At 36.0% G+C, this 14,480-nt stretch carries 13 protein-coding genes; all 13 read left to right on the top strand.

Going from position 1 to position 14,480, the window contains the following annotated elements; all coding sequences use genetic code 11:
* Genes ABH899_RS27605 through rfbB form a run of 13 tightly spaced genes read left to right on the top strand, consistent with a single transcriptional unit; the run spans window position 1 to window position 14,464 of the window.
* Complete coding sequence (locus ABH899_RS27605; protein ID WP_370002025.1) at window positions 1-948, top strand: GDP-mannose 4,6-dehydratase; 948 nt, start codon at window positions 1-3, stop codon at window positions 946-948.
* A complete protein-coding gene (locus ABH899_RS27600; protein WP_256124152.1) occupies window positions 945-1,895 on the top strand; it encodes a GDP-L-fucose synthase family protein in 951 nt (316 codons plus the stop codon). Before ABH899_RS27605 ends, ABH899_RS27600 begins: the two co-directional genes overlap by 4 nt.
* Window positions 1,888-2,673 (top strand): ABC transporter permease, encoded by a 786-nt coding sequence (locus ABH899_RS27595; protein WP_370002023.1) that lies wholly within the window; start codon window positions 1,888-1,890, stop codon window positions 2,671-2,673. The genes ABH899_RS27600 and ABH899_RS27595 overlap by 8 nt, the downstream gene beginning before the upstream one ends.
* Window positions 2,670-3,884, top strand: a complete 1,215-nt coding sequence (locus ABH899_RS27590; protein ID WP_370002021.1) for an ABC transporter ATP-binding protein — start codon at window positions 2,670-2,672, stop codon at window positions 3,882-3,884. Before ABH899_RS27595 ends, ABH899_RS27590 begins: the two co-directional genes overlap by 4 nt.
* A gap of 20 nt (window positions 3,885-3,904) precedes the next feature.
* A complete protein-coding gene (locus ABH899_RS27585; protein ID WP_370002019.1) occupies window positions 3,905-5,311 on the top strand; it encodes a class I SAM-dependent methyltransferase in 1,407 nt (468 codons plus the stop codon).
* 1 nt (window position 5,312) lies between these two features.
* Window positions 5,313-7,616 carry a glycosyltransferase gene (locus tag ABH899_RS27580; RefSeq protein ID WP_370002017.1) on the top strand — a complete coding sequence of 768 codons (2,304 nt, stop codon included), beginning with the start codon at window positions 5,313-5,315 and terminating at the stop codon, window positions 7,614-7,616.
* 9 nt (window positions 7,617-7,625) lie between these two features.
* Window positions 7,626-8,777 carry a glycosyltransferase family 2 protein gene (locus ABH899_RS27575; RefSeq protein ID WP_218230768.1) on the top strand — a complete coding sequence of 384 codons (1,152 nt, stop codon included), beginning with the start codon at window positions 7,626-7,628 and terminating at the stop codon, window positions 8,775-8,777.
* Complete coding sequence (locus ABH899_RS27570) at window positions 8,778-10,715, top strand: hypothetical protein (RefSeq protein WP_218230767.1); 1,938 nt, start codon at window positions 8,778-8,780, stop codon at window positions 10,713-10,715.
* 38 nt (window positions 10,716-10,753) lie between these two features.
* Window positions 10,754-11,740 (top strand): glycosyltransferase family 2 protein, encoded by a 987-nt coding sequence (locus ABH899_RS27565; protein ID WP_370002015.1) that lies wholly within the window; start codon window positions 10,754-10,756, stop codon window positions 11,738-11,740.
* The gene (locus ABH899_RS27560; RefSeq protein WP_218230765.1) at window positions 11,727-12,140 is read left to right on the top strand and encodes a GtrA family protein; all 414 of its coding nucleotides are present in this window, start codon (window positions 11,727-11,729) and stop codon (window positions 12,138-12,140) included. Before ABH899_RS27565 ends, ABH899_RS27560 begins: the two co-directional genes overlap by 14 nt.
* Window positions 12,137-12,880 carry a sugar phosphate nucleotidyltransferase gene (locus ABH899_RS27555; RefSeq protein WP_370002012.1) on the top strand — a complete coding sequence of 248 codons (744 nt, stop codon included), beginning with the start codon at window positions 12,137-12,139 and terminating at the stop codon, window positions 12,878-12,880. Before ABH899_RS27560 ends, ABH899_RS27555 begins: the two co-directional genes overlap by 4 nt.
* A gap of 19 nt (window positions 12,881-12,899) precedes the next feature.
* Window positions 12,900-13,463: a dTDP-4-dehydrorhamnose 3,5-epimerase gene (gene rfbC, locus ABH899_RS27550; protein WP_370002010.1), complete on the top strand. Its 564-nt coding sequence runs from the start codon at window positions 12,900-12,902 to the stop codon at window positions 13,461-13,463.
* Entirely contained in the window at window positions 13,460-14,464 is a 1,005-nt protein-coding gene (gene rfbB, locus ABH899_RS27545) for a dTDP-glucose 4,6-dehydratase (RefSeq protein WP_370002008.1), read from the top strand. Before rfbC ends, rfbB begins: the two co-directional genes overlap by 4 nt.
* Window positions 14,465-14,480: the final 16 nt, after the last annotated feature.

Raw genomic sequence — 14,480 nt, 5'->3', positions numbered from 1 at the left:
GTGATTGTTCTGAGGGCGCTAGTTACAGGTGCAAGCGGGTTTGTAGGGGGCTATCTAACTGATAGGCTTACTCAACTTAACTATGAAGTCATGGGGATATCAAGGACTGAGGGCCTCCAAAATAAAAGTAGAGCTATCTCTTACAATTGCGATATTTTGGACCAAAACAAAATAGAATTTGCGATTTCAGAATTTAAACCAGATTATATTTTTCATTTAGCTGCCCCAGCTTATATTCCAAATTCTTTCAAAGAGCCAAAGCATACCTATAATGTTATTTTTAACGGCACTTTTAATGTGCTAGAAGCCGTTAAAAATATAGGATTAAATCCGAAAATTTTATATGTCAGCTCTGCCGATGTTTATGGCAGGGCAGGTAACCGCGAGTTAATATCCGAATCAGATAACTTTGATCCTATAAATCCGTATGCCGCAAGTAAAGCTTGCGCTGAAATCCTATGCAAACAATTTTATGAAACCTACGGTATGCAAATTATTATTGCCCGGCCCTTCAATCATACAGGTCCGGGACAAGCAGATGATTTCGTTTGTTCTAACTTTGCCCGACAAATAGCTAAGATGAGTAAAAGCATGAGCATAGACTCAAAATTGTTAACTGGAAATGTAGATGTCTCCAGAGATTTTCTGGATGTTAGGGATGTCGTTAACGCTTATATAGAGCTAGCGAGTCATGCAAAAATAGGTGAAGTTTATAATGTATCTTCGGGAGTACCTATTACTGTTCGAAACATAATCAATCTTTTATTCCAAGAATCAGGAATCAAGAATTACAATATTGTGGTAGATCAAGAAAAAATAAGACAAAGAGAAATATTAAGACGGACTGGAAACAATGAAAAACTTGTAGCTGAAACTCAGTGGAAACAAACTATATCAATAAATAAGACCTTATCAGATCTGTATAATTATTGGAGGGAAAATGTATGATCGATAAAATGAATGCACGAATCGTAGTAACAGGTGGCGCTGGTTTCCTAGGTTCCCACGTCGTGGACAAACTGAAGCAGAAAGGCTACAAGAATGTTTATGTACCTAGAAGCGCTGAGTATGATCTGATACATGAAGCAGACATTAAACGGATGTTTGAAGACATGCAGCCGAGCATAATTATACACCTGGCAGCTGTTGTTGGGGGTATTGGGGCAAACCGTTTGAATCCAGGGAAATATTTCTATGAAAATTTAATGATGGGGACACAATTAATTGAAGAATCACGTAAAAACAATCTTGAAAAGTTTGTTGCGATAGGGACTATTTGTGCTTATCCTAAATTTACTCCTGTTCCCTTCAGAGAAGAAGATTTGTGGATAGGCTTTCCGGAAGAAACCAATGCTCCCTATGGTTTAGCCAAGAAAATGATGCTTGTACAATCTCAGGCTTATAGAGAGCAGTACAACTTTAATTCTATCTACTTGTTACCTGTTAATTTATATGGACCTAGGGATAATTTTGATTTAGAAACGTCACATGTCATACCGGCATTGATAAGAAAATGCATAGAAGCAAAGAACAGTAACTTAAATGAAATAGTGGTGTGGGGAACTGGAAAAGCAACCCGGGAATTTATTTATGTAGATGATGCAGCAGAAGCTATTATTCTAGCAATGGAAAATTATAATAGCAGCGAGCCGGTTAACATTGGTTCAGGATATGAGATTTCGATTAGAGATCTAGTAGAAACAATTGCTCAGTTAACTGAATTTGAAGGGAAGATTACTTGGGATTCCGGTAAGCCTGATGGACAACCAAGAAGATGTTTAGATATAACGAGAGCCCAAAATGAATTTGGATTTCTGGCAAAAACCAAGTTCGAAGAAGGATTGAAGAAAACAATTGATTGGTATAAACAGTATAACGAGGATCAAAATGTTTAATGAATTATGGATTCACAGAAAATATATTTTAAACAATGCAATTACTGAACTGAAATTCAGATATGCGGGTTCAACAATGGGAATTGTTTGGAATTTCCTAAACCCGCTTTTTCAAATTTTAGTTTACACTTTTATTTTTACGAATGTAATGATTGCAAAAATTCCTGGTCTAAATAATACTATGGGTTTCGCCATATATTTGTGTGCAGGTTTATTGGCTTGGACGGCTTTTTCTGAAAGCATTAACAGAGGCGGAGGAGCCTATATAGAAAATGCGAATCTATTGAAAAAGCTTCCAATTCCAGAGCATGTATTTGTAGCTAAAGTAGTAGTCTCCGCTGCTTTTAACGGTGCTGTATCTTATCTTATTCTTTTTATTTTTATTTTATTTTCTGGAGAGCCGTTATCAATAAAATGGTTGCTGGTTCCGATCATACTGCTTCTTTTATTTATTTTCGCGTTTGGTATTAGTTTGATAATAAGTTTTTTTAATGTTTTGTTCAAAGACACAAGTCAAATTGTTTCTATAGTATTGAATATATGGATGTGGCTAACGCCTATTGTATATACCAGGGCAATTATTCCTGAAGCATTTCAGAACGTGTTTAATTTTAACCCGATTTACCCATTCATAGAAGCGTTGCATCAAACTATTGTGTACAAAGAGTATCCAGCGAGTTGGATTTGGATTTCCATGTGTTTAATATCTGCAAGTGCCTTTATGCTGGGATATTACACTCTTTGTAAGTTAAGAAAAGAGGTTAGGGACTTGTTATGACAGATACTGCAGTCGAGGTCATTAACTTATCCAAAAAATTTAATATATACAAAAAACCGCAGCATCGATTCTTTGAAATGTTCTCCAAGAAGAAGTACCACGATGAGTTCTGGGCTCTTAAGAATATCAATTTCAAACTAAATAAAGGCGAAGCGTTAGGAATTGTCGGCCCAAATGGAGCGGGTAAAAGTACATTACTAAAAATTTTAACGGGTTCTTTATGGCCTACAACAGGAAAATGTAAAATAAACGGAAGAGTTGTTTCTTTGTTAGAGCTTGGAACGGGGTTTCATCCCGAATTGACAGGGATTCAAAATATATATAATAGCACAAGCTTGCTTGGGATAGAGCCGTCTATAATCAAAAAGAAGTTGGATAGTATTTTAGATTTTGCAGGAATAGACGAGTTCATAGATAAGCCTTTGAAAACTTATTCTTCAGGTATGTATGTGAGACTTGCATTCTCTTTATTTGCTAATCTAGACCCGGACGTATACATAGTAGATGAAGCATTGGCAGTGGGGGATGTTTTTTTTCAGCAGAAGTGTTACGACAAATTACAGCAGATGAGAGATAATGGAGTTTCGATTATTATCGTATCACACGATTCAGCACCAATTGTAAACTACTGTGATTATGCAATGATAATCGACAAAGGAGAGCTTCGTGATATCGGAAATCCTGCGGAGATAGTTTCACTTTACCAAGCAAATGAGTATTCAAAGAAAACACTTAATGGTAATTTTAACATTGCAACTGATTCTGAAGGTGTTTCTTTCGGGGATTTTTCTTGTGAAATCACCAGTGCGAGAATAATAAACGATAATAATAAGGAAGTATTTTTACCGGGAGATTTTGTGACGATTCAAGTAAACTTCTTGCAGCATAAGCCTCTCGATTCGCTGAGCGTGGGAATTCAATTGAAAAATCGACTGGGTAGTGTTGTTTATGGAACCAATACGAATTGGAATAAAATTAATCTTGAAGTGGGTAAACCTAAGGATAACTATTTATGTGAATTTAAGACTCAGCTAAATATTGGCCCGGGGGAGTATACGTTGAGTGTAGCGATATCGGAGTCGAAGAAATTTGTGGAAAGAGTATACCATTGGCGTGATAATTTTTTGAAGTTTGAGGTACTGGAGAGCGGTGACCTTAATTTCGGCGGACAAGTTTTTCTGCCTATGGAAATTAAAATGACAAAAAATTAGTCAGTGTGAGGGTGAAAAAAATGCAAATATTTGGTGAGGTTGATCTGGATCAATTTGAGATAAAAACAAAAACGTATAATCAAGTATTCGTACCCTATGTTGAAAATATGAAGAAAGTTGGGGAGAAAAGAAAGGAAGCACAAATCTACCAGACATTTATGGACTACATTAATATAGTTCAATGGCCCATAAGAAAAATGGAATATTCATTTGTTTTGGACCACATATTAAACAATATTACTAAAAACAGTACAAAAATTTTGGATGCAGGTTGTGGAGTCACACCGCTGCCATTTCTTCTCGGGAAATATTGTGATCAGGTAGAAGCGATTGATTACAGTGAAACAGATATGGAGTTAATGACTTTATTAGGCGAAAGCAGAGAGTTTGAGGGAGCAGAAAGTGTAAATTTTTCTGTTCAAGATATCTGTAACCTGGATTTTGAAGAAAATGTTTTTGATCTGATATGCTGTGTATCGGTTATGGAACATATGGACTTCCCTAATTATATAACTGCCTTATCTGAGCTTTACCGAGTGCTTAAACCCGGCGGTTTATTAATTTGTACAATGGATTATTGGAGCGGAGAATCAAGGAAATATACTTTCGGAGCCGGAGGTTTTACAACAACCGATCTTAATGAGATAGCTGGCTTTTTCGGGAATCAGATTGAGAATCCAGATTCAAGTAAGTTAATTGAATTATCTAAGAATGATATATTGCAGTTTTGGGAAAAACACTATGATGTAAATGTTATGGAAGATTTGACGAGGGAATATTTGGCAGTGGGCTTTGTTGTAAAAAAATCATTAGATGAGCGTGTGATTTCTCAAACAAGCCATAATTTTACCAACTATAAAATAAAAGAGAGTATGGATGTCGTCACCCATAGAAATTCTTTGATTCAAACCATTGAGATGGATCGAAAAAAACGTCTAGAGATGATTAATCAATTACATGTAGAAAATAAGAAAAAAGATGCACTTATAGAACAAATTGAAGTAGATCGTGAAGAACGTTTGAATATGATTAATCAATTAAATATAGAGAATGAAAATAAACAAGATTATATAAACCAAATTGAAATAGATAGAAATAACCGACTAGAAGATATTATTTTACTTAATGAACAATTATTAAAATTACAAGAACAGTTTGGTGTTGTCGAACAAGATAGAGAAGCCAGATTAGAAGTTATTAAAAAAATGGAAACTGAATTACTTCAAAAAAATACAGAATTGAATGAACTGAAACATACTACCGAATTACTCTTAAATAACCAAAGCAAAGAACTTTCTCAAATGCGAGAAGAAGCTCTTGTTCTTAGCAACAAACTAAAAAAAATTGATGTTTATATGAAACAAAATATTTTTATTAGAATATTAATCAAATTAGGTTTGGTTAAAAAAGAAGCTATTGAGGTGTGATATGCGAATAGGTATTAACTTACTTTCCCTGGTGCCAGGGAAAATTGGTGGAATGGAACAATATATAAGAAATTTAATTTGGTATATCATCAAAACCGATACTTCCCATCAACTTTTCTTGTTTCTAACAAATGAGAATTTTCAAACTTTCAACGAATACGGAGAAGAGGAAAAACTAAAGCGCATTATTGTCCAAGATAATTCTCAATTGTATAAAGAAATCAATGATCATCGCCTTGAACTATGGTTCTGCCCTTTGCTTGTAATGGAACCAAGTTATGTGAATATTCCTACAGTAGTAACTATACCGGATATTCAGCATGAATTTTTTCCGGAGTTCTTTGAAGAAAATATTATAAAATGGAGAAAAGAGAAATTTGATTTTTCTGCTAAAAAAGCCGACGCTATACTAACATTATCCGAATTTTCAAAAAAAACTATTGTAGAGAAATATACTATCTCAGAAGATAAAGTTCACTCCATATATTTGGATGCCGGTAAAGAATTTGCATCCCCTTTGGAAGATAACTTAAAGAGAGAAATTTTTCTGAAATATAACTTGCCAGAAGAGTTTGGCTTTTATCCAGCAAATACATGGCCTCACAAAAATCATGCAGGTTTAATAGAGGCGCTCTATATATTAAAGAGTAAATTCAACCAAATTATCCATATAGTTTTAACCGGCAGCAGTCAACAAACTCATGATTCGATAAATAAAATGATCAAAAAATATAATTTGGAGAGTCAGATTACTTTTTTAGGTTACATACCCCAAGATGAGATGCCCTATATTTATAGTAATGCATCTTTTTTGGTCTTCCCTTCTCTTTTTGAAGGATTTGGTATTCCTCTAGTGGAAGCAATGAAAACAAACACACCTATTATAGCCTCAAATACGGGAAGTATTCCTGAAGTGGTTGGTGAAGCAGCTATCTTATTTGACCCCGAAAAACCAGAAGATATTGCTCAAAAAATAATTGAACTATCAGATAAAGAAGTACTTAAAAATTTAACGCATAAAGGCGAAGGAAGAAAAGAACTTTTCGATTGGACCATTACTTGCGAAAATACTCTAAAAATATTCAACAAAGTAATAGAAGATAAACAAACAAAACATAGATCCTACCCTTTAATTTCAATTATCACTCCTTCGTATAACCAAGGGAAATTTATCAGAGAGACAATTGAGAGTGTATTAAATCAAGATTATCCTAACATTGAATATATCGTGATAGATGGGGGATCGAAAGACGAAACTGTTGATATTTTAAAAAGTTATGGAGAAAAAATTAACTGGGTATCTGAAAAAGATAATGGCCAAGCTGATGCTGTAAATAAAGGGATCTTACGGGCTAAAGGAGATTTTATAGGGTGGTTGAATTCTGATGATACCTATCTTCCTGGAGCTATTCAAAAAGCAATGGACTTTTTGACAATTCATACGGATGTTTCAATGGTCTACGGTGAGGGGTTCCATGTCAAAGAAAACGGGGAGATTATGGAGCGATATCCTACTGAGCCGTTCAATTACTTGAGACTTGCAGAGACCTGCTTCATTTGCCAACCGACCGGATTTTTCAGAAAAGAAATATTTGAGAAAGTCGGATTATTAAAGGAAGATCTTCATCTTTGTATGGATTACGAATTGTGGATGAGAATTGGAAAATCCAATAGCATTGCATATATTCCTGATTATTTAGCTACTTCACGTATGTATGAAGATAATAAAACGCTTTCCAGAAGGAAAGAAGTTTATGAAGAAGTGATAGCAACCGTTAAAAAGTACTATGGATATGCGCCCGTTTCATGGTTATATGGTTATGCGGATTATTTGTCCGATTCGAAAAGGAATAAAAAATTTTATTTTCTATTAGCTTGGTTTATTTTTAAATATAATGACACTTCCCATGCTTTTAAAATATTTAAAAGTTATGCAAAAAGAAGACTGTTATCAAACCTTACGGATAAAAATTTTGCTGGGCGATATGAGGATGGTTGGGTATCAAAAATCTACAAACAGAATATAGAACGAAACGGAAAAAGTAAATTGTCTATAAAGGGAAAACACATTTGGCCCTACAAAGATGATTTAATTATTAAAGTGAAAATTAACGACCGTATCATTCATCAAATAAAATTAATCGATAAGGGAGAATTTGAAGCTAGTGTTGAGTTAACTGATCCGTTTTCAGATTCTATTGAACTTACCCTTATTGCCAATAAAACCTTTTGTCCAAATCAAATGAAAATAAATAGCGATAAAAGAAGCCTAGCATATATTATTGATGAAATAGAAGTAATCTAGGAGGATCGAATGTCTGATTTCCCAAAAGTAACTATTATTACTCCGTCATTCAACCAAGGCAGGTTTATTGAAGAAACTATACAAAGTGTTTTAAGTCAAGCTTATCCCAACCTAGAGTATATCGTTATAGATGGCGGATCAACCGATGAAACAATTAGTATTTTAAATAAATACAATGGAAAACTGAAATGGATATCTGAAAAAGATAATGGTCAATCGGATGCGATTAATAAAGGCTTTAAGATGGCCAGCGGAGAAATTGTTGCCTGGCTTAATTCGGATGATACTTATGAACCGGGAGCAATTAAAACAGCTGTTGATTGTTTTCTGGAAAATCCACAGTATGTTATGGTTTATGGTGAAGGCGATATTACCGACGCTCAAAGTAACAAGTTAAAGCGGTTTGAAGCAACTCAACGCTTTGATCTATATGCTCTTATTAACGTTTGGGATTACATTATGCAACCAACAACTTTCTTTAAGAGAGATGCCCTCAAATTAGTGGGGTTCCTTGATGAAGATTTGTACTGGTGCATGGATTGGGATCTCTGGATTAAATTGGCCATGGTTGGAGAAGTGGGATATATAAATAAAGTGATCGCGAACTCGAGGGAGTATGAAGAAACAAAAACCAGTACAGGAGGCTGGAAAAGATTCAAGGAAATAAGAAACCTCATGAGTAAATACAGCGGCAAAAAATTTCCATATGGGTATTTTTTATATGGCGCAAGTACTCTGTATACCGAATCCACGAATAAATTTGTTAAAGAGTTAGCGAAGCAGGTATTACGTATTGTACAGATATCCATATTTAAAAATCTACCCGTAGTTTATTCAGACGGTTGGATTGGAAGAAAGGGAGAGGTAATCGTACCTCTTTATATTAAAGAGCTTGAATTTTTATTTGAGTCAGTAACATCGCAAGTACAAACTAAAATTTTTGTTAATGGTAAGCTCGTTGAACATTTAAACATAAATGAAAATACTCACTACACCTTTAAATTCGATGAGAATATTAATGGTAAAAAATTATTTAACGAAATTACATTTAAAAACAATAAGTGCGTTAAACCAAATAAAACAAGCAATAGTACAGACTCCAGAAATTTATCTCTTCGACTTAGTGTAGTATCAAAATCTCTAGTTAAAAGGAGTATATAATTGAAAGCTACTAGCAGAATATTACCTTATTTTATAAGTTTTTTAATGAGCTTACTAGTTATTTATCCCGCAATTAGAGGAGAAGGATGGTTTTATCTGGATGTTCCGACAATTGTTTTAAGAGGTAGCGAAATTATTAACAACCTAAGTTTGTTATTACCAGACAACAGCGGAAGATACGTACCATTTTTCTGGACATATTATGCCTTATTGTATAATTTTTTTGGTTCCAATGTTGCGTATTATTTTATTATTCAAGCAATTGTTATAATCTCTACAAGTTTTGTGGGGATTATGATAATGAAAATGTATACGAGAAATATTTTTTGGATCTGTGCAGGGCTCGTTTTATTTTATACAAGCTCCCCATTGGCCGAGAATGCTTACACGCTCGGAAAACATGAACATCTAGTGTTATTGTTACTGTTTTTAATAATCCTATTAAGTATTAGTTACATTAAGGACGCTTCTAAGGGTAAAATAATAGCAATTTTTATTTTAACCATACTGGCAAACTGGACAAAAGAAACATCCATGGCTCTTATTGTGTTTCCATTATCAATAATGCTAATAACATTAATAACAACCAAACTCAGGAATAAATATATTCTTAAAGTTACTATACATGTGACTATTGCTGTTTTCTTAGGTATAGCGATTTCTCGAGTTATCTATTATTTGTTAGACAGAAGCGAGACACATACATACACCAGCTATGACATAAACTTAAGTTTAATTAAGAGTAATTTACTATATTATATTAAAAATCAACCTGACGTATTTATTATAGGACTAGCATCTCTGGTCTTATTCTTAATTTTTAACAAAAGATATACATCTGATGAGAAAATGGCTTCGTTCTACTCTATAATTGGAGGATTGTTACTATTCGCTTGGGCCTATATTTTGGGTTTGCTTCTATGGAGATGGCCTTTTGGGTATTATTTTTACATTCCTTCCTCTATATTCAGCTTGGTATTCGTTCTAATCATAAGCTCTATAGAAAGAAAAGGTAAATTTCTTTTAATAGCTCTTTATGCAGTTATTTTAGTAAGCAGGACTTATTCGATTGCTTACAACTATTATATTGCAATGAGCCAGGTTTCAATGACGCAGCTATATACAAAGGCTGTTAATGATTATGTTGCAAACGGAAAAAATAGCAAGTTATTTGTTGAAAATTGGACATTTTACGAAGAGCCGACATCACAAACTAATTTGCTGGTAAAAAAAATCTATGGCCGAGATGATTTAGAAGTGGTTGGTATGGCAGATATATATAATCCAACAATGATCACCCCAGAAATTAGAGAGCTTTATCAAATAAACAATATTCCTGATCAAGCTTACAGGACTCCTAAAAAAGGAGATTACGTATTGGTTTTCTCAGGATATAAACCTGCATATTGGAACCTTAGGGCTGTTACACCAGTGAATTATAATCAATCTAAATCAATGGATGCAGGAATTAATCTTGAATTAATATCAAGTGAAGATAAGACGTCTAAAACGATATTTTCGGAAGCGACTTCGTATAAAATTAAATTTGGAAATACCCATTTGGGTTACAAATTGTACAAAGTTTTAGAAGGAGGGGCTCTAGGTTTATGGGAAGGTAGATATGAAGATGGTTGGATAGCAAAACATGCAACCTATTCAACAAATGTGGATAGTAATCAAGAAAAAATTGTGCTGAGTATTCATGCACCTAAGTATGTATTGCCAGCTAATTTAGCCATAAAAATTGAGGATCAATTATCTGCTAACTATGAGATTAAAAATGAAGGCGAACAAATAATCGAATTGGATATTTCCAAATATAAAAATAAAAAAGTAAACCTAGATTTCCTGCTCGACAAGACGTTTGTTCCAAAGAATGAACATGTCAATAACGATACAAGAGAACTGGGAGTGCAAATCGAAATATTAAGCAAGTAAGGCAGCTAATATTCTATTAAACTAGGAAGAGGAATAAAATGAGCCCTACAGTCACATTATCTCTAGTTATTCCTGTTTATAACGAAGAAAAGCATCTCGTTAACAGCGTAAAAAAAATAATGGAAGTAATAGTTACTCTCGCTTGCGATTTTGAAGTAATCTTAATTGATGATGGATCAAAAGATAATACTTGGAAAGAGATTAATGATCTCTCAAAAATGTTTAAGGAAGTCGTAGGAATCCAACTAAGCAGGAATTTTGGTAAAGAGGCAGCTTTGTGTGCTGGGTTAGATTATATATCAGGCGAGGTTTGCATAATAATGGATGCTGATCTTCAACATCCGCCAGATATAATTCCCGAAATGATGCGCCTGTGGAAAGAAGGTTATGATATTGTAGATGCAGTTAAAATAAATAGAGGGCATGAATCTTTTGCATATAAATTATCGTCTAAGTTATTTTATATTCTTCTTAATAAGTTTACCGGTTATGAACTTACTGGGGCGTCCGATTACAAGTTGTTAGATTCTAAAGCAATTGATGCATGGCGGCAAATGCGAGAAAGAATTACGTTTTTCAGGGGAATGGCCGCGTGGTTAGGATACAAACGATCCTCCGTACCATTTGTAGTGGCTGCAAGAGTAGATGGAGTTTCCAAATGGTCTGTACCTGCCTTATTTAAATTAGCCAAAAATGCAATAACAGCATTTTCAACAATACCTCTCCAATTTATCACAACAATTGGGTTCATTTTCTTGTTAGGCTCTCTTCTACTCGGTACTAATACCTTATATCAAAAAATATCGGGTGAAGCGATCAGCGGTTTTACCACGGTGATAATATTGCTGTTAATCATTGGGAGTATATTGATGATAGCTTTAGGAATTATCGGTGAATATTTAGCTAAAATATACGAAGAAGTAAAAATGCGCCCTAGGTATCTGGTTAGAGAGTCAGTGACATACCGCAGTAAAGAAAATAATCTGAATAAGCAAGATAAAGAATATAATTATGTTAAAGTTTAAGAAAAGAATGTCTCAGTTTTTTAAATATGGTGTTATAGGTTTAATCGGTACTGCCGTCCATACAGGAACTCTTGCATTTTTGGTTGAAATTTATCATATAAAACCACTAGTTGCTTCAATCTTTGGATTTATAGTTTCTCTAGTTATTTCTTATTTTTTAAATAGCAGATTTACATTTTCACAAAGAAGAAATGTTTATGTATTTATTAAATATTGTTTAGTCTCATTAACAGGTTTACTCTTGAATCTGTTTCTATTGTTTTTTGTAGTTAATATATTAAATAGTTGGTATGTTTATGGGCAAGTATTGAGTATCGTGATAGTGCCAATCTGTAACTTTACTCTAAATAAAGTGTGGGCTTTTAAAAGCAAACCTAAAAAGGAGACAGATACGCCATGAAAGGAATCATCCTTGCAGGTGGTACAGGTTCCAGGCTTTTTCCGCTTACCAAAGTTACGAATAAGCACCTCCTACCTGTCGGTAAATACCCGATGCTGTATCACTCCCTTATTAAATTGAAACAAGCAGGTATCCAAGATATCTTGATTGTAACTGGCAAAGAACATATGGGCGATGTCGTCAACTTACTCGGAAGCGGACGCGATTTTTCGCTGACATTTACCTATAAAGTTCAGGACGAGGCTGGTGGCATTGCTCAGGCACTTGGAATGGCGGAACATTTCGTCGGCAACGAACAAATGGTGGTTATTCTTGGAGATAATGTATTTGAAGAAGACATCTCTGCATATGTGGACAAGTTTCGTAAGCAATCAGAGGGGGCCAAGATCCTAATTCAGGAAGTCCCTGATCCTCAACGTTACGGTGTTCCGGAACTCCATGGTGATAAAATAATTTCGATTGAAGAAAAACCTTCACATCCTCGCAGCAATTATGCTGTGACGGGGATTTATATGTATGACAGCCAAGTATTTAATATAATCAAGACATTAAAGCCTTCAGCACGTGGAGAGCTTGAGATAACGGATGTCAATAACGCATATATTGAACAAGGAAAGCTGACTTTCGATATTCTTCAAGGCTGGTGGACGGATGCAGGAACCCACTCCTCTCTGGCTCGTGCAAATGAGCTTGCTAAAGATATTGCATACGGTGAGGAGTTCGGCAAATTAAAGCCTTAAATGGAAAGGGGACTTAATCGTGAAAACAGTTCCTACAATTTTCCCTGAAGCGCTAATAATCGAACCTACAGTCCATGGCGACAGCCGTGGCTTTTTCATGGAAAGCTATAACCAAAAAAGATTTGAAGAACTGGGTATCGCCTACAGCTTCATCCAAGATAATCACTCGTTGTCTGCCGAAACAGGGGTTCTTCGCGGCCTTCACTATCAGCTCAAACCCAAAGCGCAAACCAAGCTTATCCGTGTCCTTGCCGGCGCCATTTACGATGTTATCGTGGACATACGCAAAAAGTCGCCGACGTACGGCCAGTGGCTGGGATTTATCCTCAGCTCGGAGAATAAGCGCCAGCTTCTGGTGCCGAGAGGCTTCGCTCACGGTTTTTGCACGCTGGTGCCCAACACGGAAGTACTGTATAAGGTAGACGAGTATTATTCTCCCGAAAATGATAGGGGGATCATGTGGAACGATCCCGCGCTTGCTATCGATTGGCCCACATCCAGCCCTATTCTTTCCGCAAAAGATGAAAAACACCCGCGCTTGGCGGATGCGGATAACAACTTTGATGAGGAGGTTCAATCATGAAACTTCTCGTAACAGGCGGAGCGGGTTTTATCGGAAGTAACTTCGTTCTGTATATGCTTAAGAAATACCCGGATTACCAGATCGTCAATTTGGATGCTTTAACCTATGCCGGAAACCTAGAGAATCTAAAAACGGTGGAGAACCATCCCAACTACCGGTTCTTAAAAGGAGATATTTCCGACCGGAATGCTGTTGAGCAGGCTTTCGATTTGGGCGTTGACGTCGTCGTAAACTTTGCGGCCGAGTCTCATGTGGATCGCAGTATTCTGGATCCAGGCATTTTTGTTCAAGCCAATGTTATGGGGACTCAAGTGCTGCTTGATGCCGCAAAAGCCCGTGGGATTACTAAATTTGTACAGGTTTCCACAGATGAAGTGTACGGCTCTCTTGGCGAGACGGGACTATTCTCGGAAACAACTCCGCTGGCTCCTAACAGTCCTTATTCGGCTAGTAAAGCCGGTGGCGACATGCTGGTTCGCGCTTATCACGAAACATTCGGACTGCCGGTTAATATTACACGCTGTTCCAACAATTATGGGCCGTATCAGTTTCCGGAGAAGCTAATACCTCTTATGATTGCCAATGCCCTGGATGGGAAATCTCTTCCCGTTTATGGAGACGGTCTCAACATACGAGACTGGCTTTACGTGGAAGATCATTGTTCGGCGATCGATCTGGTTCTGCACAGCGGGCGAAATGGGGAAGTGTACAATATCGGAGGGAACAATGAGCGCACCAATCTTGTTATCATCCAAACGATCTTGGCCGCACTCGGCAAATCCGAACAATTAATTACGTTTATTCAGGATCGTCCCGGACATGACCGCAGATATGGAATTGATGCAAGCAAAATAACGGCGGAACTGGGCTGGCAGCCCAAGCATAACTTCGAGTCCGGTATCCAGGAGACCATACGATGGTATCTGGACAATAAAGAGTGGTGGGAACGGATACGTTCCGGGGCCTATCAATCCTATTATGAACAGCAGTACGGTTCTTAAGAAACACGGAGGTTCC

Origin of the sequence: Paenibacillus sp. RC84 (assembly GCF_041260495.1) — a bacterium.
Classification (GTDB): domain Bacteria; phylum Bacillota; class Bacilli; order Paenibacillales; family NBRC-103111; genus Paenibacillus_F.
The sequence above is the reverse complement of the archived record's forward strand: the minus strand, read 5'-3'. Positions and strand labels throughout refer to the sequence as shown.